This is a genomic window from Rhodococcus sp. IEGM 1330 (assembly GCF_033142445.1).
Lineage (GTDB): Bacteria > Actinomycetota > Actinomycetes > Mycobacteriales > Mycobacteriaceae > Rhodococcoides.
In genome coordinates this window covers 275,998-296,566 of record NZ_JAWLSB010000008.1, presented here as the reverse complement: position 1 = coordinate 296,566, position 20,569 = coordinate 275,998, and the positions used below count along the sequence as shown (strand labels likewise).

Annotated in this window: 19 protein-coding genes; 15 read left to right on the top strand and 4 right to left on the bottom strand. The window is 64.2% G+C overall.

Annotated features, from left to right (window positions below):
• The first annotated feature begins 244 nt into the window (after positions 1-244).
• Genes R4P57_RS19615 through R4P57_RS19600 form a run of 4 tightly spaced genes read left to right on the top strand, consistent with a single transcriptional unit; the run spans position 245 to position 4,433 of the window.
• Positions 245-982: a GntR family transcriptional regulator gene (locus R4P57_RS19615; protein ID WP_317804504.1), complete on the top strand. Its 738-nt coding sequence runs from the start codon at positions 245-247 to the stop codon at positions 980-982.
• Between the two features lie 33 nt (positions 983-1,015).
• The gene (locus tag R4P57_RS19610) at positions 1,016-2,017 is read left to right on the top strand and encodes an ADP-ribosylglycohydrolase family protein (RefSeq protein WP_317804503.1); all 1,002 of its coding nucleotides are present in this window, start codon (positions 1,016-1,018) and stop codon (positions 2,015-2,017) included.
• 29 nt (positions 2,018-2,046) lie between these two features.
• Positions 2,047-3,513, top strand: a complete 1,467-nt coding sequence (locus tag R4P57_RS19605) for a purine-cytosine permease family protein (protein WP_317804502.1) — start codon at positions 2,047-2,049, stop codon at positions 3,511-3,513.
• Positions 3,510-4,433, top strand: a complete 924-nt coding sequence (locus R4P57_RS19600; RefSeq protein ID WP_317804501.1) for a PfkB family carbohydrate kinase — start codon at positions 3,510-3,512, stop codon at positions 4,431-4,433. Before R4P57_RS19605 ends, R4P57_RS19600 begins: the two co-directional genes overlap by 4 nt.
• On the opposite strand, the gene R4P57_RS19595 is transcribed toward R4P57_RS19600, so the two are convergent.
• The gene (locus tag R4P57_RS19595; protein ID WP_317804500.1) at positions 4,404-5,459 is read right to left on the bottom strand and encodes a LacI family DNA-binding transcriptional regulator; all 1,056 of its coding nucleotides are present in this window, start codon (positions 5,457-5,459) and stop codon (positions 4,404-4,406) included. The two genes, R4P57_RS19600 and R4P57_RS19595, sit on opposite strands and share 30 nt — an antisense overlap.
• Before the next feature lie 103 nt (positions 5,460-5,562).
• Here R4P57_RS19595 and R4P57_RS19590 point away from each other — a divergent pair, with 103 nt between their 5' ends.
• The 10 genes from R4P57_RS19590 to R4P57_RS19545 all read left to right on the top strand — a co-directional run bounded on the left by R4P57_RS19590 (position 5,563) and on the right by R4P57_RS19545 (position 16,313).
• A complete protein-coding gene (locus R4P57_RS19590; RefSeq protein ID WP_317804499.1) occupies positions 5,563-6,597 on the top strand; it encodes a formamidase in 1,035 nt (344 codons plus the stop codon).
• A 159-nt stretch (positions 6,598-6,756) separates the two neighbouring features.
• Positions 6,757-7,389: a flavin reductase family protein gene (locus R4P57_RS19585; protein ID WP_317804498.1), complete on the top strand. Its 633-nt coding sequence runs from the start codon at positions 6,757-6,759 to the stop codon at positions 7,387-7,389.
• The gene (locus R4P57_RS19580; protein WP_317804496.1) at positions 7,386-8,279 is read left to right on the top strand and encodes a carbon-nitrogen hydrolase family protein; all 894 of its coding nucleotides are present in this window, start codon (positions 7,386-7,388) and stop codon (positions 8,277-8,279) included. Before R4P57_RS19585 ends, R4P57_RS19580 begins: the two co-directional genes overlap by 4 nt.
• The gene (locus tag R4P57_RS19575) at positions 8,257-9,288 is read left to right on the top strand and encodes a hypothetical protein (protein WP_317804494.1); all 1,032 of its coding nucleotides are present in this window, start codon (positions 8,257-8,259) and stop codon (positions 9,286-9,288) included. The genes R4P57_RS19580 and R4P57_RS19575 overlap by 23 nt, the downstream gene beginning before the upstream one ends.
• 1 nt (position 9,289) lies before the next feature.
• Positions 9,290-10,549 (top strand): FAD-dependent monooxygenase, encoded by a 1,260-nt coding sequence (locus R4P57_RS19570; RefSeq protein ID WP_317804493.1) that lies wholly within the window; start codon positions 9,290-9,292, stop codon positions 10,547-10,549.
• The gene (locus tag R4P57_RS19565; RefSeq protein WP_317804492.1) at positions 10,546-11,976 is read left to right on the top strand and encodes an MFS transporter; all 1,431 of its coding nucleotides are present in this window, start codon (positions 10,546-10,548) and stop codon (positions 11,974-11,976) included. Before R4P57_RS19570 ends, R4P57_RS19565 begins: the two co-directional genes overlap by 4 nt.
• Entirely contained in the window at positions 11,976-12,827 is an 852-nt protein-coding gene (locus R4P57_RS19560; RefSeq protein ID WP_317804491.1) for an FAD binding domain-containing protein, read from the top strand. The genes R4P57_RS19565 and R4P57_RS19560 overlap by 1 nt, the downstream gene beginning before the upstream one ends.
• Positions 12,824-15,190, top strand: a complete 2,367-nt coding sequence (locus R4P57_RS19555; protein WP_317804490.1) for a xanthine dehydrogenase family protein molybdopterin-binding subunit — start codon at positions 12,824-12,826, stop codon at positions 15,188-15,190. The genes R4P57_RS19560 and R4P57_RS19555 overlap by 4 nt, the downstream gene beginning before the upstream one ends.
• On the top strand, positions 15,187-15,690 hold the full coding sequence (locus R4P57_RS19550; protein ID WP_317804489.1) for a (2Fe-2S)-binding protein: 504 nt from the start codon (positions 15,187-15,189) through the stop codon (positions 15,688-15,690). The genes R4P57_RS19555 and R4P57_RS19550 overlap by 4 nt, the downstream gene beginning before the upstream one ends.
• Complete coding sequence (locus R4P57_RS19545) at positions 15,687-16,313, top strand: SRPBCC family protein (protein WP_317804488.1); 627 nt, start codon at positions 15,687-15,689, stop codon at positions 16,311-16,313. Before R4P57_RS19550 ends, R4P57_RS19545 begins: the two co-directional genes overlap by 4 nt.
• Before the next feature lie 4 nt (positions 16,314-16,317).
• Here the strand turns inward: R4P57_RS19545 and R4P57_RS19540 are convergent, their stop codons facing one another.
• Both R4P57_RS19540 and R4P57_RS19535 read right to left on the bottom strand, forming a co-directional pair.
• Entirely contained in the window at positions 16,318-16,983 is a 666-nt protein-coding gene (locus tag R4P57_RS19540; protein WP_317804487.1) for an aspartate/glutamate racemase family protein, read from the bottom strand.
• Positions 16,984-16,986: 3 nt separating this feature from the next.
• Positions 16,987-18,405, bottom strand: coding sequence for an MFS transporter (locus tag R4P57_RS19535; RefSeq protein WP_317804486.1), 1,419 nt, complete (start codon positions 18,403-18,405; stop codon positions 16,987-16,989).
• 199 nt (positions 18,406-18,604) lie between these two features.
• On the opposite strand from R4P57_RS19535, the gene R4P57_RS19530 reads away from it, so the two are divergent.
• Entirely contained in the window at positions 18,605-19,279 is a 675-nt protein-coding gene (locus R4P57_RS19530) for a GntR family transcriptional regulator (protein WP_317804485.1), read from the top strand.
• A 16-nt stretch (positions 19,280-19,295) separates the two neighbouring features.
• On the opposite strand, the gene R4P57_RS19525 is transcribed toward R4P57_RS19530, so the two are convergent.
• On the bottom strand, positions 19,296-20,414 hold the full coding sequence (locus tag R4P57_RS19525) for a YbfB/YjiJ family MFS transporter (protein WP_317804484.1): 1,119 nt from the start codon (positions 20,412-20,414) through the stop codon (positions 19,296-19,298).
• Positions 20,415-20,569 lie beyond the last annotated feature (155 nt).

The following is a 20,569-nucleotide window of genomic DNA, read 5'->3' as shown; positions in this document are numbered from 1 at the left end:
TGCTTCGGTTGCGTCTCGTCGACGGCTTCCCTGCGTAGAGGGCCTGTCAAACATCCTTGATACGCAAGCGCGGGCCGTCAAGGGGAAAGTGCTGGTAGAGCACTGTAGCGATCTGCGTCACGTCGCGATATTCCCGGTAGCACCCATCGAAGACTGGGGCTGTCCCGACGTGCTGGCTGACCATGTTGTGCAACAAAATAGACAGGCTCTGTACAGGTTCACTTTTGCGATGTACGGTACTGGCATGACCGAGCCCACTATGACTCAGCGCACATCGGAGCGTGCGCGGCACAAGCGTCATCAGGTGCTCGCGTCGCTCAAGAGCACCATCGAGTCCGGTGACATCCCCTCCGGCTCGTTCCTGCCAGGAGAGAACGAACTCGCCCGCGAGTTCTCGGTCAGTCGTGGAACCATTCGTTCTGCACTCAGTGAGTTGGAAGATCAGAAGCTCATCGAAAAGCGCAGCGGGATAGGATCACTCGTCACTTTCGACGGCTATCAGATCGAGACTGCCGACGGGTGGGCACGGGCACTGTCGTCTGCGGGCGTCGAGATGCATACCCGTACTCTCCGTGTCGAGCGCATCGTCGATCCCGAGTTGGCAGCCGAGGCCGGTACTTCCACACTGAACTTCGTTGCCGTCGACCGAGTGCGACACGTGGTCGACGGGCGTCCGGTGTCGTTGGAGCGCAGCCGTATTCCGGCACTCGGACCGCTCGCGGACCTGCCCGAGAACGGATTGGTGGGGGACTCACTGACGGCAACCTTGAGGTCCGCGGGGCTCGTGGCTGCCAGTGGCGAGCAATGGGTTTCGGTGGTTCCGGTCGACGCGGCCGATGCAGCCGTTCTCGAAGTGCCGGTGGGCGCCCCGTACCTGCACAGCATTCGTGTCAGTCGAGACGCGTCGGGTCGGTTCGTCGAGAAGGTCGTCAGCCTGCTCGCGCCCGACCGCTTCAGGCTCCACCTCTCTTTCAATTCCTGATCTATCACCCCACTTTCGGCAAGGACCGTTTCGATGTCTGCTTCACGCGATCGCGCCCTCGGGGCCTTCTATGGCCTGGCGCTGGGTGATGCACTGGGAATGCCGACACAATCGATGTGTCGCAAGCATATTGTCGAGGACTACGGTCAGTTGCGCGGATTCGTCGACGCCGGCCCACGTCAGTTCATCGCACACAGAATGCCTGCCGGATCGATCACCGACGATACCGAGCAAGCGATCATGCTCGCGCAGTTGATCATCGACGGCAGCGGTGTCGTCGACCCGCCGGCGTTCGCGCACGCCCTGATTGCCTGGGAAGCTCGAATGAAGGCACGCGGATCGCTCGACCTCCTCGGTCCGTCGACCAAGCGAGCCGTCGAACGCATTCTCGACGGATCGGATCCGACCGAAGCCGGTAGGTTCGGCAGCACCAACGGCGCGGCCATGCGTATCACCCCTGCGGCAATTGCAGCCTCGCTGGACGGCGGCATGAGCTCGTTCGTCGACGCGATCTACCGATGCAGCTTCGTCACCCACAATACTTCCCTCGGAATAGCCTCTGCCGCAGCGGTTGCCGGCGCGATCAGTGCCGGGATCGCGGGCGCGGACCTACCCGAAGCAGTCGACATCGGCGTTGCTGCTGCGGCCGAGGGTGCCACCCGCGGATACTGGGTTGCCGGTGGAGACATCGCGACCCGAATCGAGTGGGCGGTCCAGTTGGTCGGTACCACCACCGACGAACACATCACGGACACGGTCGCCGAGATCATCGGTACGTCCGTTGCGTCACAGGAATCAGTGGTAGCGGCCTTTGCTCTGGCCGTTGCGTACGACGACCCGTGGGACGTCGTACTGACAGCCGCCACCATCGGCGGCGACACCGACACCATCGCAGCGATAGCAGGTGCTGTCCGCGGTGCCGTCGGTGGCCTGGCAGCGTGGCCCGGCGAAGCGATTCGAACGGTCATCGACGTGAACTCGCTCGATCTCGAGCCCCTCGTCGATCGACTGCTCGCTCTCCGTAATACGAACTGACACAGTTCGACTCACTTTGGAGCACAACCATGACCTCTTCCGCCTCCGCCTCCGTCTCGGACACCGCGGCCGACGCTCTCTCACTGGAGACTCGCGGGATCGAGCCCGTCCCGGACAACGAGCGCAACGGTAATCCCCTACAGTTGTTCTGGGTGTGGTTCGCCGCGAACATCTCTATCCTGGGGCTGCCGCTCGGTGCCACCCTCGTGGTCTTCACCGGCCTGAACATCTGGCAGGCGCTGATCGTGGCCGTGGTCGGTGCCGCCGGATCCTTCGCCATCGTCGGCATCGTCTCGATCGCAGGTAAACGCGGTGGCGCCCCCAGTCTCACACTGTCGCGTGCCACCTTCGGGGTCCGCGGCAACATCGGACCCACGTTGGTGTCGTTGATGTCGCGGCTCGGTTGGGAAACTGTCAACACCACCACCGCAGCGTTCGTGCTGCTGTCCATCTTCACGCTGATCTTCGGTGGATCCGGTGCCGCGAAGGATCATCCCGTCGTGACAATCGTGTCCATCGTCATCTTCATCGTGCTCACTCTCGTCGTCAGCGGGCTCGGACACTCGGCGATTCTCGTCATCCAGCGCTGGTCGACGTGGATCTTCGGTGCCTTGAACATCTTCGTGGCAGTCTTCTTGATCGCCACCGTCGACTGGACTGCCGTAACCAGTACCCCAGCGGGATCGATCAGTGCGATGGTTATCGGTGTCGGAACCATCGCTGCCGGAACAGGTATCGGCTGGGCCAACGCCGGGGCCGACATGTCGCGCTACCAGCGCAAGAGCGTCGGAGCCGGTTCGTTGGTGCTGTCCAGCGCGGCAGGTGCCGGTATTCCGCTCGTACTCCTGATCGGCCTCGGCGCACTGCTCTCGGCCGGCGACAACAGCCTCGCGTCCGCGTCGGATCCGGTCGCGGCGATACGGGAGATTCTTCCGGCCTGGATGGCTGTTCCGTACCTGATCACCGCATTCGGCGGATTGCTGCTGTCCAATCATCTTTCGGTCTACTCGGCCAGTCTGACCACCTTGACACTCGGCTTCCGAATCAAGCGGGTGTACGCGGTCGGAGTAGACGTGTTCGTCACGTTCGTCGGTGCCATCTACTTCATGCTGATCTCCGACGGCTTCTACGGCCCGTTCATCACATTCATCTCGGTTCTCGCGGTTCCGCTCACAGCATGGCTCGGAGTGTTCATGTCCGACATGATCAAGCGCGAGACCTACGACGCGGCATCGATCATGAACATCGGGAACACCAGCCGCTACTGGTATTCCGGCGGAGTCAACTGGTACGCGTTCGTGAGCTGGGCAGCAGGCATCGTCGTGGGGTTCCTGTTCACTGCCATCGCTGTGGACGGCGACGTCATCTACACCGGGCCGTTGTCGGGCAGCTGGATCGGTGACAACGGCCTCGGCTGGGTCGCGTCGTTCGTGGTCGCCGCAGGTCTGTATCTCGCCACCGGGGGAGCCCGCCGGACCGAGACCGTAGCGCGGTGACTCCGCGGCTGATCCACACCGGTCAGGTCATCGTCGACGTTGTGATGGCCGTACCCGAGGTCCCGACTCCGGGCGGAGACGTCGTGGCGACGTCACTGAACGAGACCGCGGGAGGAGGCCTCAATGTCATGGTGGCCGCGATTCGTGATGACCTGCCCGTCGTCTTCGCCGGAAGGTACGGTTCGGGTCACTACGGCTCGATCGTCCGAGACGCGCTCGCCGCCAGTGCGGCGTTCGTGGTCAATTCCGAACCACTGCCGAAGGACTCGGGATTCTGCATCGCCCTCGTCGACGCGAATGCCGAGCGAACATTCGTGACGTACCCGGGAGCCGAGGCCGAATTGAGCGTCGCAGACCTGGAGGCAACCGGAGTTCGACGCGGTGATCTGGTCTACGTCACCGGCTACGGACTGGCACACGAGAGCAACGCCGCGGCACTGACCGAATGGCTCCCGTCGCTCCCGGACGAAGTTGTGGTCCTGTTCGATCCGTCGCCGCTGATCGCGACTCTGGACCGACGCGTCGTGGACGCCGTACTCGCTCGGGCCGACATCGTGAGTGTCAATTTGCGCGAGGGTGCGCTCATGACGGGTGCGGACGACATCGATTCCATCGCAATCGGATTGGCCGAGCGGGTGCATTCCGGGGCATCGGTGGTGCTGCGTACCGGACCGGAGGGGTGCCAGATCGTGAGCGTCGGACGGCCGCCCCGGTCGGTGCCCGGGTTTGCAGTGCAGGCGGTTGACTCCAATGGTGCGGGCGACGCGCACGCCGGTGTGTTGTTGGCGGGACTTTCGCGAGGACTCGACCTGTACGCGGCGGCGTTGCGGGCGAATGCCGCCGCAGCGCTTGCCGTCACCGAGCGTGGACCGGCGACGGCACCGCTTCGATCACGTACCGACGCGTTGGTCGGAGAGTGAGGGTGCAGTTCGCCCCGGAACCGTGGAGTCGCGGACGACAAGTGTCGGTGTGAGTGCCACCGAGGACACCGGCAGTCCGTGGGTGACGGCCAACAGCATTTCGGCTGCGCGTGTGCCGATTTCGCGGTGCGGGCTGTGAATTGTCGTCAAGGGCACCGTCAGTTCGCTGCAGATCGAGATGTCGTTGTAGCCGACGACGGCGATGTCGCGTCCCGGCTGCAATTCCGCCTCGCGCAGGACTCCGAGGACTCCGATGGCGCTGAAATCGTTGGTCGCGAAGATCGCCGTCGGAGGTGTCGGCAATGCCAGAAGTGCGGTGGCTCCGCGTCGTCCGGCCTCGGGATCGAAGCCCTCTTCCCGTACGTACTCGTCCGGAACGTCGATGCCTGCATCGCGGAGGGCAGCTCGGCAGCCCTCCAGTCGGTCGATTCCGGTGCTGGCCCACGCCGGACCCGACACGATGCCTACGCGAGTATGGCCGAGTTTGGCCAAGTGTTCACCGGCGAGGTAGCCGCCCCGATGGTCGTCGCACGTCACCGAGGTCATCCCTGGGTATCGACGGCTGATGAGCACGAACTTGATCCCACGGCGGTGGAGGTCGTCGAGGTTCTCGCTGTCCAGGCGAGCATCACCGAAGATGAGGCCGTCGACGTTGCGGCCGAGCAACAGATCGATGCGTCGACGCTGCTGAATCGGATCGTCGTGGGTGTTGGCGACGAAGGTCTCGTACCCGGCACGGTTCGCTGTTTCCTCGATGGCGTCGTACATCGCCGAGAGCACCACGTCGGTCAATCGTGGGACGAGTACTCCGAACGCGGTGGACTTCTTGGTGGTCAAGCTCGCCGCGTTGGGGTTGGGTACGTAGTCCATCTCGCGGGCCAGCTCGAACAGTCGCAGATCTCCCGCACTGGCACCGGCCGGGTCCACGGCGACGCGTCGTAAAGCCCTGGATACGGTCGAGACATGAACCCCCGCAGCAGCTGCGACAGTTCTGAGCGTGACGCTCCCCGAAGTAGTGCTCTCCACGTGTAGTTCCCCTCGCTCCTACGGAAGCCCCTGTAGACCCCTAAGCTAGCACCGAGCGCAATCGCTTGCGCAACATGTTGCCCCCTCGAGGAACGGACATTCGATGACAGGTTTTGGTGGTCTCAATCCATCGACGACGTCGCTCACACTCGGTTTGGTCCAACAGCAGATTCCGCTCATCGCGAGCATGGCCGACGTCGATGCGACGACGGACCGGGTGTGCCGTCAGCTGCGTGAGGCGAAGGCTGGATTCTCGGCCCTGGATCTCGTTGTGTTCCCGGAGTATTCGTTGCACGGCCTGCGCAAGTCGTCGTGGGCGACCGACGAGGTGATGTGCGACATGAACGGTCCGCAGGTGGAGCGGTTGCGCACGGCATGCCGCGAGTCGAACGTGTGGGGGTGCTTCAGCATCATGGAACGCAACCCCGGCGGAGCTCCGTTCAACTCCGGAATCATCGTCGACGACAGAGGTGAAATAGCCCTGTACGTCCGCAAACTGCATCCCTGGACGCCCAAGGAGCCCTGGGAGCCGGGCGACATCGGTCTACCGGTCTGCGAGGGGCCCAAGGGCTCGGTGCTGTCGCTGTTGATCTGCCACGACGGAATGTTCCCCGAGATGGCGCGGGAGGCGAGCTACCGCGGTGCCAACGTGTTGCTGCGCACGGCCGGGTACAAGTTCCCGCTCCGACAGTCCTGGCGTATCACCAACGAGGCCAATGCCTTTCACAATCTGGCATATACGGCGTCGGTGTGTCTGGCGGGGGAGGACGGCAACGGCATCCCGTCGATGGGCGAGGCAATGGTGTGCGACTACGAAGGAACGATCATCGAGCGCGGCGATTCCACACCCGATCGGGTGGTGACCGTGTCGATCGAGCCGGCCAGGTCCGATGCGGCACGTCGCGAGTGGGGAGTGGAGAACAACATCTATCAACTGGGTCATCGTGGGTACACCGCGCTCGACGGTGGGGCGCGTGACTGCCCGTACACCTACGTCCGCGATTTGGCCGACGGAACCTATCGAGTGCCGTGGGAGGACGACGTCCGCATCGTCGACGGGACTTCGGAGGGATATGGACCCCCGCGTCGGCCCGGCAACGCATTCGATTCGGCGCGGGCAGGTCTGCGCGGCGAGTAAGGCGGAGGTTACGCGGCCGGTGCCCGTGTAACGGTGCCATTAATTGGTTCCGACTTTGTTGCTCAATGCTCGACATCGAGCGACCGGGCCCTCTATCGTCAGAGCTACGCAAGCGGTTGCACGACCGGTTGCACAGCAAGCGAAAGAAGGCTCGTTTCGATGACTTCCCAGGTAGGCGACTCTCTGGAGCTCACGGATCGCACCCGCCACGACATCGATTCGATGTCGTCGGGGGATGTGTACAAACTGCTGTCCTGCGCGGTGCAGCCTCGTCCGATCGCATGGATCTCCACCGTCTCCAGCGACGGCGTCCGCAACCTGGCGCCGTTCAGCTTCTTCAACGTCGCCTCGCGCAATCCGGCGACGCTGATGATCTCCATCGGTGAACGCATCGGGTTTCCCGGAGAGCTCAAGGACACACTGGTCAACATTCGCGACACCGGCGAGTTCGTCGTCAACATTCCGTCCGCCGACACCGTGGATGCGGTGACCGCGAGTTTCGCGACCGTCGACGCGGGCGTCGACGAATTCGAGCTCTCGCACATGACCGCGGTGCCGTCGGTGTCGGTCGCGGCCCCGTCGGTGCTCGAATCCCTGGTGTCTCTCGAATGCCGCACGATGCAGGAAATTGCACTCGGTACGGACACTCTGGTGCTGGGGACCGTGACGGCAGTGACCAGCAGGCCTGGCCTTCTCACCGCCGATCTGCACGTCGATACTCTCGAACACCGCTTCCTCGGCAGGCTGGCGGGCCCGTTCTACACCACCGACATGAATCGGGTGGCGCAATGACCACGTCGGCCCGCCTGCGCGGCGTCGATGCTCAGCCGGTGGTCGACACATTCGATATCGCTGTGGTGCAGACCGGTTCGCGGGTCGGAGCCTGGCAGCAGAACATCGACGCGGTGCGCTCGGAGGTGCAGGCTCTCGCCGCGGCCGGATCGAAGGTGATCGTTCTGCCCGAATTGTTCGCCAGCGGTTACGATCTCGACAGCATCGAAACGATGGCCGAGTCGGTACCCGGTCGAACGTCGACCGCGCTCGGAGCACTCGCCGTCGAAACCGACACCGTTCTGGTGACGGCTATCGCGTTTCGTGATGCCGACGGTGTCTTCTTCGACAGCTCGCTCGTCGTGGGTCCGGACGGCCTGATCGCATTGGGACACAAGCGTTTTCTGTGGGACCGAGAGAAGTCGGTGTTCACTCCCGGCACGGAGAGCGGTCTGCTGGTGAGCACACCGTTCGGCACCATCGGCGTCGTGATCTGCTACGAGGCAGGGTTCCCGGAGACGGTCCGAGACCTCGTTCGGCGAGGAGCCGATGTGATCGCCGTACCGTCGGCCTTCGGACACGTCCGTTTGCACGTGTGGAAGCTGCTCACCCGCTCCCGGGCACTCGAGAACGGCGTCGTCGTCGCGGCCGCCGGACTCACCGGGCAGGCCGGCGACGGCCCACGGTTCGCGGGCCACAGCGTCATCGTCGGACCGCAGGGGCGCACCATCGTCGAGATGGACGAGGGCGTCGGATCGGTGTCGGCAACAGTGACTCGCCGCGAGTTGCTCGACGCACGCGACGAAGTGCCTTATCTGAAAGACCTTGCCCGCCTGGGCGGAATCACCGAGAACGACTCAACCGAGAACCCTCACGAGAGGAACCGAGATGTTCGATCTGCGATCAGCTGATCTCCTGCGCGCGTTCACCCGACAGCTCGAGCTGTGCAAAGTCCGGCCCGGAGAGCAGGTGGTGATTCTCGCAGAGCCGTCGAGCCGCGGGGATTACGTCTCGGCTGCCTTCGGGGCGGCTCAGAGTTTGGGCGCACAGGTACTTTCGGCCACCGTTCCCGGCGGCAGTCCGGCACCGATGCCGAGCACCCACACCGGTGCGGGCCCCGGTCTGGTGTCGGTCATGAACAGTTCGGTCGCTCAGGACATGCTCAAGGGAGCCGATCTCGTGGTCGATCTGACCAGCGAGGGCTTCATCCACGCGCCCATCCAGCAGGAGATCCTGGCTGCCGGAACGCGCATCATCTTCGTGTGCGACGCCCCGGACGTGCTCATCAGGAACATGCCGCAGGACGGTGACAAGGAACGGGTACAGGCCGGCGTCGATCTGATCCGCAACGGTTCGACCATGCGCATCACCAACGAGGCAGGCACCGATCTCACCGTGCAACTGAGCAATTCGCAGCCCGAGTTCCAGGTCGGCTTCGCCGACGACAAGGGACGTTGGGATCACTGGCCGTCCACCATGGTGCTGTGTTGGCCGGAGATCTCCAACGGGCAGATCGTGTTGTCCGAGGGCGACATTCTGCTTCCGTTCAAGGAGTACGTCCGCGACCGGACGACACTGGCCGTCACCAACGGACACATCGACGAGGTCACCGGCGGCGCAGAGGCAGCTCTGCTCAACATGTTCTTCACCGACTCCAACGACAAGTGGGCGCGCTACCTGTCCCACATGGGCTGGGGATTGATGAAGACCGGTGACTGGTTCGCGGCCGCGATGTACGGCAAGGACGACATCATGGGCATGGACGCCCGCGCCTTCGCCGGCAGCTTCCTGTGGTCCACCGGCCCGCACCCCGTACTCGGCCGAGACTCCTACGCACACCTCGACATCGGAATGCGCGCCTGCACCGTATCCATCGACGGCATCGATGTCGTCACCGAAGGCCGATTGGTGGAGAACTGACATGGCACCGATCGAAGTGGTCGTCGCAGGCGGCGGCCTGGGCGGACTGACCGCGGCGCTTTCGCTGCGGCACAGAGGAATCCAGGTGACGGTACTCGAAGCCGCTGCCGAGCTCGGCGAGGTCGGAGCCGGCATCCAGACCGCACCGAACGCAAGCCGCATCCTCATCGCCCTCGGTATGCGCGAGAAGCTCGAAGCGATCAAGACCGAGCCGATGGATCAGGTGCGCAGGCGCTGGGAGAACGGCAAGGTCATCGCGCTCACCGCCCTCGGCGAGTACTGCAAGAAGAGGTTCAACGCTCCGTATTGGCACTACCACCGCGCGGACCTGCATTCGGCAATTCATGCACAGTGCCTCGATCCCGACGGCCCCGGCCCGATGGTGGTGTTCGAGACCGATGCGAAGGTCGTCGAGGTCGACCGCACCAACCCGATGCGGCCCGTCGCGGTGACCGGAGCGGGACGTCGGTACGAATCGGATCTGCTCATCGGAGCCGACGGAATCCGCTCGACCGTACGCGATCTCATCGGTCTGCCCGACACGCTTGTGTTCTCCGGCGAAATGGCATACCGCGCACTCATTCCGGGCGATCGCATCGTCAAGGATCCGGCCACCCGCTGGCTCGTGGACCGATACCAGAGCACCATCTGGTACGGACCCGACCGACACCTGGTGCACTACATGATCCGCAACGGTGAATACCTCAATGTTGTTGCGCTGGCACCGTGTACCGACGAGGTCCGCGACGGCGGACCACGGCTCGTCGGGCCCGAGGAACTGATGGCGACGTTCCCCGACTGGGACGACCGCGCCCACGCGATGCTGTCCAAGGCGGACGAGAACGTACTGTGCCAGGCGCTCTACTACCGCAGGCCCGACCCGCGTTGGACCGACGGCCGCGTCGCGCTGCTGGGCGATGCCTGCCACGCCATGCTGCCGTACCAGGCGCAAGGTGCCTCGCAGGCGATGGAAGACGCCGCCGTGCTGGCCGAGGAACTCGCCACCGTGACCGCAGCAGGCATCGACGAAGCATTGGCGCGCTACGTCTTTCGCCGGGCACGGCACGCGCGGATGGTGCAGGACGCAAGCCTGAAGAACAAGACGTTCTACCACATACCCGATGGACCCGAGCAGCAGAAGCGGGACGCGACACTGGCGTCGTTCGATGGGGAGTCCGACATCTCGTACGACTGGCTGTGGAGCGGTACCCCGCTCGACGACAGTGACGACGAGAAATTCCATTACTCGTTCGTCCGATGACGACCTCGGACCACAACACCGCGCCGGAGGCTGCGATGAAGACTGGTGATCAGGTAGTACAGGAACTCCCCTGGAAATGGGGTGTGCAGGGCAAGATCTTCATCATCGGCGGGCTGGGTTACATGTTCGACGCCTGGGATGTGGCGCTGAACGGTTTCTTGACGCCGCTGCTCGGAAGTTACTGGGATCTGTCCCAGGCCGAGCGCGGGCTCGTCGCCACCGGCAACCTGATCGGCATGGCCGTCGGAGCCGTCGTGTGGGGAACCATCGCAGACCGAGTCGGGCGGAAGCGTGCATTCTCGTTGACGCTGTTGATCTTTGCGCTGTTCTCGGTCCTCGGTGCTTTCGCGCCGAGCTTCGAGATCTTCATCATCCTGCGGTTCCTCGCAGGGTTCGGACTCGGCGGCTGCATCCCGGTGGACTACGCGTTGGTCAGCGAATTCTCACCACGTCGCATTCGCGGCAAGATTCTGTCTGCGATGGACGTCTGGTGGCCGATCGGTGCCACCATCTGCGGCGTCGTGGCAACACTTCTGGTCCCGATCGACGGTGATGTTCGCTGGCGCTACATGCTGCTGTTCATGGTTCTGCCTGCGCTGCTGCTGTTCTGGGTCCGACGCGGCATCCCGGAGTCACCCATCTACCTCGCCAAGGTCGGCCGAGAAGCCGAGGCCCGCGCGGTCATCGACGACATGGTGACGCGCACCGGATCCGAGGCCGTCGAGTACGTCATCGTCGCCGATACCGCACCGAAGGGTCCGGGTGGTATGAAAGCTGCTCTGACACAGCTCAAAGCGGTCTGGCGCTACAGCCCACGCATCACCGCCGCAGCCTGGATGCTGTTCGTGTCGATAATGCTGCTGTACTACGCAGCGCTGAGCTGGATGCCGTCCATCCTCCGCGCCGAGGGCTACGGGGAGTTCGCAGCCTTCGCCGGTACGACGCTGATGACCGGTGTCGGCATCATCGGTGTGCTCACCTCCGCGTTCATCGTCGAGATCTTCGGCCGCAAGTGGGTCATCGGGCTGTCCGGCCCGATCGCGGGTAGTGCGCTGGTCATGTTCGCCGTCATGCTCGACATTCAATCCGCTGCGCTGATCTGGCTCGGCATCTTCGGATTCGTCATTCAGCTGACCATTCCGGTGCTCTACTGCTACGTCTCCGAGCTGTATCCCACCAACATTCGCGCCTCGGGATTCGGGTACGCATCCTCGGTGAGCCGGGTCGCCACGGGCTTCGCGCCACTGCTCTTCGGCTCCGTGATGTGGCCGATCCTGGGTCTTCCGTTGACCTTCGGCATCGTCACCGCGTTCGTGTTGTTCGCGGTGATCTGGATGGCGTACTTCGCACCGGAGACCAAGGGGCGCGAACTCGACACCCTCGTCGACGAACCCACCGAGGTAGTCGCAGGCGAGGCTCGGGTCTGATGAAGCCCGCACAGTTCGATTACCACCGGGCGCGCGACGTCTCGGGTGCAGTGCGGCTGCTGGCCGAGCTGGGCGAGGACGCGAAGATCATCGCCGGAGGCCAGTCCTTGGTCGCCATGATGAACTTCCGCCTCGCCCGCCCTGGGCATCTGGTCGACGTGGGTGGGTTGAACACTCTGCGATACATCCGGCGAGAATCCGACGGCCTGCACATCGGCGCGCTCACCACGCACCACGACGTCGAATCCGGCCACGTGGGAATGGACTTCGCTGTCCTTCGCGATGCCATGCGGTGGGTGGGGCACTACCCGATCCGTACCCGCGGCACCGTCGGGGGCAGCATCGCCCATGCGGACGCCACCGCGGAATGGTGCTTGCTCGCCATCCTGCTCGACGCCCGCATCGTCGTCGAGAGTGTGCGTGGGCGGCGAACCGTCGAGGCGGACTCGTTCTTCTTCGGTTACTACTCCACCGATCTCGCGTTCGACGAGATGATCGTCGAGATCGTGTTTCCGAACCCGGCACCGCACGCTGCGGTGACCGAATACGCAGAACGGCAAGGAGATTTCGCGATCGTCGGCGCAGCAGTGTCCCTCGATCTCGACGGCGTGGCCGTCGTCGGCGGACGCGTTGCTCTCGCGGGGGTCAGCGCGACCCCGACGCGATCTCCGGCAGGCGAGGCCGCGCTCGCCGCCGGTGGAACGTTCGCCGACTGCGCGGACGCCGCAGCCGAAGCACTGGAATTGGAGGACGAGGGCATGTTCACCGCCGAGTACCGCCGCACCCTGGTGCGCACGTTGGTGGCCGAGGCCTGCAGCGACGCACTGGTATCGCAGGGGGTGCCCACGTGAGCGTCGATCAGGTTCTCACGCCGAAATTCGTCGGCACCTCGGTCGCACGCCGGGAAGACCCGCGGTTGCTCACCGGCCGTGGCAGATTCGTCGACGACATCGCGATGCCGGGAATGTTGCACGCTCAGTTCGTACGCAGCACCGTTGCGGCAGGATCGATCACCGGACTGGACGTCGGTGATGTCGCCGGAGTCGAGGGAGTGCGCGGCGTCTTCACCGCGGCGGACTTGGACCTGCGGCCGATCCGCGCCGAATTGTCCCGTCCGCTGAGCGAATTCGTGCCCACCGACATGCCCGTGCTCGCGCACGACGTCGTGCGGTACGTCGGTGAGCCGCTGGCCATCGTTCTCGCCGCCGATGCCTACAGCGTCGAGGACGGGATCGAAGCGGTGCGAGTGTCGTACCGGACCGTCACCGCCGTCACCTCCGCCGATCAGGCCATGTCCGAGGGCGTGCCCCTGGTCCACGATTCGGTTCCGAACAACACCGTCGTGGACGTGCAGATGTTCGCCACCGACGGCATCGACGAGATATTCGACGACGCGCACACCGTCGTGTCCGTGCAATCGCGCACCGGGCGTCAGAACGCGCTTCCACTCGAGACCCGCGGATGCATCGCGTACTGGGACGACCGCGACGAGCAGCTGATCGTCCATATCTGTACGCAGGTGCCGCACCAGGTTCGGACCGTCACCGCGCTATGCCTCGGGCTCGACGAGCGCCAGGTGCGCGTCGTGGTACCCGACATGGGCGGCGGCTTCGGGCAGAAGTGCGTCGTCGGTCGCGAGGAGATCGCGGTCGCCGCGGCAGCGTTGAAGCTTCGCCGTCCGGTCAAATGGATCGAGGATCGCAAGGACGCACTGACGGCGTCGTTCCTGGCGCGCGAACAGCAGTACGACGTGCGGGCAGCGTTCGATTCCGAAGGGCACATTCTCGGCCTCGATGCAGATGTCGTGTGCGATATGGGTGCGTACTCGTGCTACCCATTCACCGCGGGGATCGAGCCGCTCATGGCCTCGGCCGAAATGCCTGGGGTGTACCAGGTTCCGGCATATCGGGTGAGGGGCCGCTCGATCTTCAGCAACAAGGCACCGACCGCGCCGTACCGAGGGGTGTCCCGGCCGCAGTACGTCATGGTGATGGAACGACTGTTCGAGCGAGCGGCTCGTGAACTGCAGCTCGATGCGGTGGAGATCCGACGGCGCAACGTCATCACCGCCTTCCCGTACACCGGCGTCAACAACATCACCTACGATCCGGGCTCGTACCTCGAGGCGCTGAACCTGTGCGAGCAGACCCTCCTCGACGGGGGTTGGTACGACTTCCAGGAGCGGGCGACCGCAGACGGCCGACACATCGGCATCGGATTCTCGTGCTTCAGCGAGCGAACCGGATACGGCAGCAGCGCATTTGCGGCGCGCAAAATGAACGTGGTGCCCGGGTTCGACATCTCGGAGGTCAGGATGGACACTTCCGGCACGGTGGTCGTGACGACCGGAACCATGAGCCATGGGCAGAGCCACGAGACCACCATGGCGCAGATCGTCGCCGATCGGCTCGGCATCGGCGTCGAACAGGTCAAGATCGTGCAGGGCGACACCGACCGCATCACCTACGGCTTCGGGTCGTTCGCCTCCCGCTCGATCACCATCGGCGGCAGCGCGGTGGCGTTGGCGTCGAACAAGCTGGGAGACAAACTGTGTGAGATCGCGGCGCACCTGATGGAGACCCGTGACGACAACGTCGAGCTGGCATCGGGGCGCGTCCGTCAGCGCGACGACCACTCGAAGTACGTCACCTACCGGGACATCGCCGACGTCGCGTATCTGAAGGCACAACTGCTACCGAAGGGCGTCGAACCCGGATTGTCCGCGACGGCCAGCTTCGACGTGTTCAACGACGGCACGTTCTCCAACGCCACTCACGGCGTCGTCGTGGAGTTGCACGAGGGCACCGGCCGAGTGGAGATCCTGAAGTACGTGTGCGTCGAGGACTGCGGCGTCGCCATCAACCCCAAGATCGTCGAAGGGCAGTGCCGGGGCGGGATAGCCCAGGGCATCGCCGGTGCGTTGTTCGAGCAGGTGTCGTACGACGACCACGGAAATCCACTGTGCGCCAGCTTCATCGACTACAAGGTGCCCACTGCCTGCGAAATCCCGGACATCGAGATCCATCACCTCGAAACGCCCTGCCTGTTCACCGAATCCGGAGCCAAGGGAGCCGGTGAGGGCGGCACGATCGGTGCACCCGCCGCCGTGCTGAACGCCGTCAACGACGGATTGCGTTCCACCGGAGTCGAACTGAACGACACACCGATCACCCCCGTGGCAGTACAGGCGGCACTGGCGAAGGGAAGGCCATGAGCAACAAGCAACTGATCGAACTGAACGTCAACGGCACCGTCCATGAGGTGATCACCGAACCACGCCGAACTCTGGTAGACGTACTGCGGCACGATCTGCAGCTCACCGGAACACATGTCGGCTGCGAGCACGGCGTGTGCGGGGCCTGTACCGTGCTGATCGACGGCAAGCCGGCCCGCGCGTGCCTGACGTTCGCAGCGCAGGTGGAGAACTCGGACATCGAGACCGTCGAATCACTGGGCGTCGACGGTGAATTGAACGATCTGCAGCAGGCCTTCGCAGACCACCACGGCCTGCAATGCGGTTTCTGCACACCGGGATTCCTGATGTTGGCCGAGGGCTACCTCGCCGACAACCCCGATGCCACCAAGGAACAGATCCGCGAGGTGGTGGCGTCGAACTACTGCCGCTGTACCGGGTACCAGACCATCGTCGAGGCCATCGACTCGTGCGCCGAGCAGCGACGCTGCGCCGGCTGTGTGAACGGAGTTCGTAAGTGATACTGACCAATACACTCGACATCGACGCCTCGGCCGAGGACGTTTTCAGGCTGATCAACGATGTCGAGAAAGTCGCGACCTGCGTACCGGGGGCCGCCATCACCGGTAAGGACGGCGAGACCTACCTCGGTGGTGTCAAGGTCAAAGTAGGCCCGATCAGCGCGTCGTACGCCGGCACGATTCGGTTCCTCGAGGTCGATGCCGAGACCCGCACGCTCTCACTCGAAGCCAAAGGAGCTGACTCGCACGGCAACGGCGATGCCGAGGCCCAGGTGAAACTGGCGGTCGAGTCGATCGGTGACCGTTCGCGGTTGACCCTGAACACCGATCTGGTGATCAGCGGCAAGATCGTCTCGTTCGGAAAGGGTGCGATCGTCGCGGTGTCGAACAAGGTGCTGCAACAGTTCGCCGTCAATCTCGGTGCGCTGCTCAGTGGTTCGGCCACGGCCGATCCAACCACGCCTGCAGCCGTGAGGACTGCTGTTGCAAGCCCGATCGGCGGCGAATTGAACGCGATGAGCCTGATGCCCGAACCGGTGCGTAAGTACGCACCGATCGCGGGCATCTTCCTCGCCGGAATGGTCGAGGGCTGGCTGGTGTCCAGGGCCTTCGGGCGACGGTAGAGAGCTAGCTGCGTACCGCGTTCGAGATTCTGTCGACGACCATTGCAACGGCACTCGGAACCGGCTCGATGACGTCCACGTCGGTGCGCAGCGCCAGCCGCCGGGCCGAATCGCTCAACGGTCCGCCGCCGATGACGACGGCGCTCGCTCCGGCGGCCACTGCTGCATCGACCGCCGTTCCCAGTTCGACAACGCTCGATGCGAGGTCCTCGGCCAGGACCAACGGCGATGACGCGGTGAGGAACACACCCGCGAAATCGCCGTCGGGCACGGTGGCACGAGTCAGTGCATCGAGTGGGGCGGCGAGATCAGCTGTGGTGGTTGCGATCGCGAAGCGGCGACCGCCTCGTGCGGCGTGCAGGATTCCTGCCTCGCCGATCCCGACCACCGGAGTGTCGACGAGGGTTCGGAGTTCGGCCGCACCGGGATCACCGAACGCGCCGACGATCACAGCGGCCGGGCCATGGTGCTCGATCGCATCGAGGGCCGCTGCTACGACATCCGGTCCGGCAGCACGCAACTGTTCGGTGCCGGTGATCATCGCCGGTCCGGTACCCGCGGTGACCCCGATGACAGTGAATTCTGTGTCGTAGAGCCGACGCCGAGCAATGTCGACGAGCAGCTGCGTCGTTGCAGCGTTCGAGTTGGGGTTGATCAAGAGAATCCTCACGGCTCAGCCATCTTCCGGCATGGGTTGTCCGAAGGTCTCTTTCGGGAACTGCACGGCAATTCCGCACACGATGAACAGGCCGGCCAGCATCGCGAACATGGCACCAACGCCGGACGAGTCCAGTACGGCTCCGGCAATGAGCGGGAACAGTCCGCCGGAGAGGGAGCCCAGCGCCAGGATCACCGACGTCGCGAGGCCACGGATTCGGGTGGGGTACTGCTCGGGTGCGAACAGCCAGATCGTCGTGTTGAGGATGATGACCGAGAAATTGAACAGGGCACCGAAGAACAGTACGAGGCCGACGGACGTTGCGAAGAAGCCGAATCCGAGCCCGGCGACAATACCGAGTACAGCGCCACCGGTCAGTGTCACCTTGCGCGGGAGTTTGCGAGCGATGAGCGCAGCGGTCAGCGCGCCGATCAGCGATCCGGACTGCATCACGAGGGTGTACCAGAGCGCACTCGAGATCGACATTCCTCGCTCGGTCAGGATGACGGGGATCAGCGTGAGCATCGAGATCTGTGCTGCGTAGGACATGCAGACGGCAATGCCGAGGGCGAGAGTGCTTCTGCGGTAACGCTGCCCGAACATTTCCGTCCACCGTGCGCGCGGTGCGGCGTGATCGTCGACCGTGGTGTCGACGTTCAAGTACTGAACCTCGGAGTCGAGCGCGCCGCGAAGCTTGCCCTGCGCCAGGCGGTTGATGACGGTATTGGCCTCGGCCACACGGCCTGTCGCCGCGAGGAAGCGAGGTGTTTCCGGAAGCGAGCGGCGATAGAACACGACCGCGAGTGCGGGCAGTACGAGCAGACCGAACAGCCAACGCCAGCGGTCGTCACCGGTGAAGATGGCGAAGACGATGACCCCGAACAGTGGGGCGAGCATGTTGCCCAGACCTGCAGCTGCGACGTTGATCATGCCGACCGCGGTACCGCGATGCTTGGCGGAGAAGAACTCGGAGAGCATGATCACCGCTACGGCGATTTCACCGCCCAGTCCGAGCCCGACCAAGAATCGAGCGCCCACCAGCACCTCGTAGTTGGGTGCGAATGCGCACAGTAGCGAGCCGAACGCGAAGACGAGAAGGTTTGCACCGAGGAGGGTTCGACGGCCGAAACGGTCCATCACCGCTCCGGCCAGGATGCGCCCGAGTGCGACGGCGGTGAACGTCGCGGTGTTCAGCAATCCGATCTCGGTTCCGCCGAGGCCCCAGGATTCACGCAGGAGCGGCCCGGTGATGCCGACGGCATTCTGTTCGACGGCGTCGAAGAACACACCGAACAGGACCATGGCGACGATGCCGAAGTGCGCCGTGGTGAGGCCGATCTTCGAGTACGACGCCTCGATCTGTTCGCTGAGGCTGCCGGCCTCGGGCGGTGGGTCGATCGGTGACGGCTTCTCGTTCCTGGTCGGGACGCTCATCCCAGTGCCTCTCGCTAAGTGGTATACCAACAACGGAGAATTTACGGAGTCACGCGTCGCGGAAGGTTTCTCGGCGGTAACACTTGTGTTTCCAGGTCCTCTCACCTGCCCCTTCTTGCCTAGGTCTTCGTTGAGCAAGATCCGCCGACGATCCCTGCGGATGCGCGGTATACCTTCGGTTCGCTGGTATACAAGCATCATGGCATCCACGGAAGGTCGCGAGTCGCTGTCGCGTTCGGTGTTCGACGCGATCAGAACTCGCATCCTCGACGGCCGCCTCCGGCCTGGTGAAACGCTGAGCGAGCGCAATCTGGGAACCGAGCTCCAAGTGTCGAGGGTGCCCATTCGGGAGGCACTTCCATTGCTCGAAGCAGCCGGGTTGGTGACGCTGTCGCCGAGACGCCCTGCGGTGGTGACGGGAGTGACCAGAAGTTCTGTCGACGAGTTGTACGACATCAGGTCCGCGCTCGAGCCACTCGTGGCTCGACGGGCAGCGTCCGCTGTGGCGGCGGGCGCGGACTCGTCATCGTTGGTCGACGCCGTGTCCCGTGCAGGTGCAGCGCTCGACCGGGGCGATCTACTCGAATTCCATCACGCGAGCTCCGGAGTGCACTCGGGGATCGAGGCACTGTCCGCCAACCGGCTGTTCCCGGTCATCATGGAACCGTTGCGGGAGCGCAGCAATCGACTCAACATGGCCAATCTCGAACGGGATCCGTCGCTGCGACACGGGGAGCATGTTTCCCTCGTCGACGCCATCGCCAAGGGGGACCCGGAATTGGCTGCCGCTGTTGCGTTCGCACATGTGGAATGGGGCCGAGCACGAACGTTCGAGACTCTGGCGCAAGTTCCGGGTTACGACCCACAGCACTGAGCCGAGCGAGCCGTACTCAGCGCGACGCGGTCAGTCTGGACATCTGTACGGCCCCGGCAGTCCCGAGCACGAGCACCCCTGTCGCGACAGCGAAGGCGATCGAATAGGAGTCGCCGATGGCAGGTGCGACGATCAGTGGGCCGAGTACCTGCCCGACGCCGTAGAACGCAGTCAGTGTTGCTGCGGTACGTCCGATGGGCAGTGACTGGGCGGTGCTCATCGTCAGCATCGTGATGCCCATGAACGTTCCGCCGAACAGCAGAGCCGAGAACACAGCGGCGACGGTGTTCCCGGTCAGGGCGGGGAGTAGCGCTGCGATCGACTGCAATGCGAACGCTGCCACCAGGGCGTTGCGCATGCTGGTTCGACGGGCGACTGCCTGCCACAGCACCGTCGCCGGTACCGCCGCAAATCCGACGACGATCCACACCGCCGGACCAACCGATGTGCTGCCGTGGCCACCGACCGCCGCCACGAGAAACGTACCGACGATGATGTAGCCGAGACCCTCGAGGAAGTACGCGAACAACAATGTCCGCCATACGGTCCGGGTTCTGCGGTCGATGTCGCCGGGCACCGCCCGCGTTGTGGGCTCGGGATGTACCCGTAGCGTCCACGCCGGGGCGATGAGGACCGCTGTCAGTAGCGCCGAGCACACCCACAGCGCCTGCCAGGACAGGTGCGGTCCGACGAGCAGCGTCAGAATCCCCGACGCCGCGATGCCTGCGCCGACGCCGCCGAACGCGATACCGGGGGAGGCGCCGTCGGCGCGATGCTTCGTCACGGTGCTCGCGCACGCGATGAAGACCGCTGCGCTCGCCAGGCCCGCCAGGAATCTCAGGGCAGAGAACGCAGCGGTGGAATGGACAGCGGCCATGGCCAACTCGCTGGCGACGAGGACCACTGTCCACCATCGGAAAGATGTCGTCGTGTTGATCGACGGGCGTACGGACAACACGATCGCGCCGACGAGATAGCCGGCGTAGTTCGCGGTCGCGATGACGGCACCGCTGCTCGGCGTCACCTCGGCCGCATCGACCATGATCGGCAGGAGCGGCGTGAACACGAATCGCCCGACGCCCATCGCCGCCGCGAGTCCGGCCGCGGCAGCGAACGACAGTCGACGGCCGTTCATGGCGAACACCCCCTATGTCGTTAGCCGGGCCAACGGTACCCGCCGCATTCGCGACTCCGGAATCGGACCGGACGGAACCGATCCGAGCCCACAGGCGTCCAACCCGATGACGCCGATTCACCGGGCGTCGATACGGTGCGACTCGGGGGAGCGTC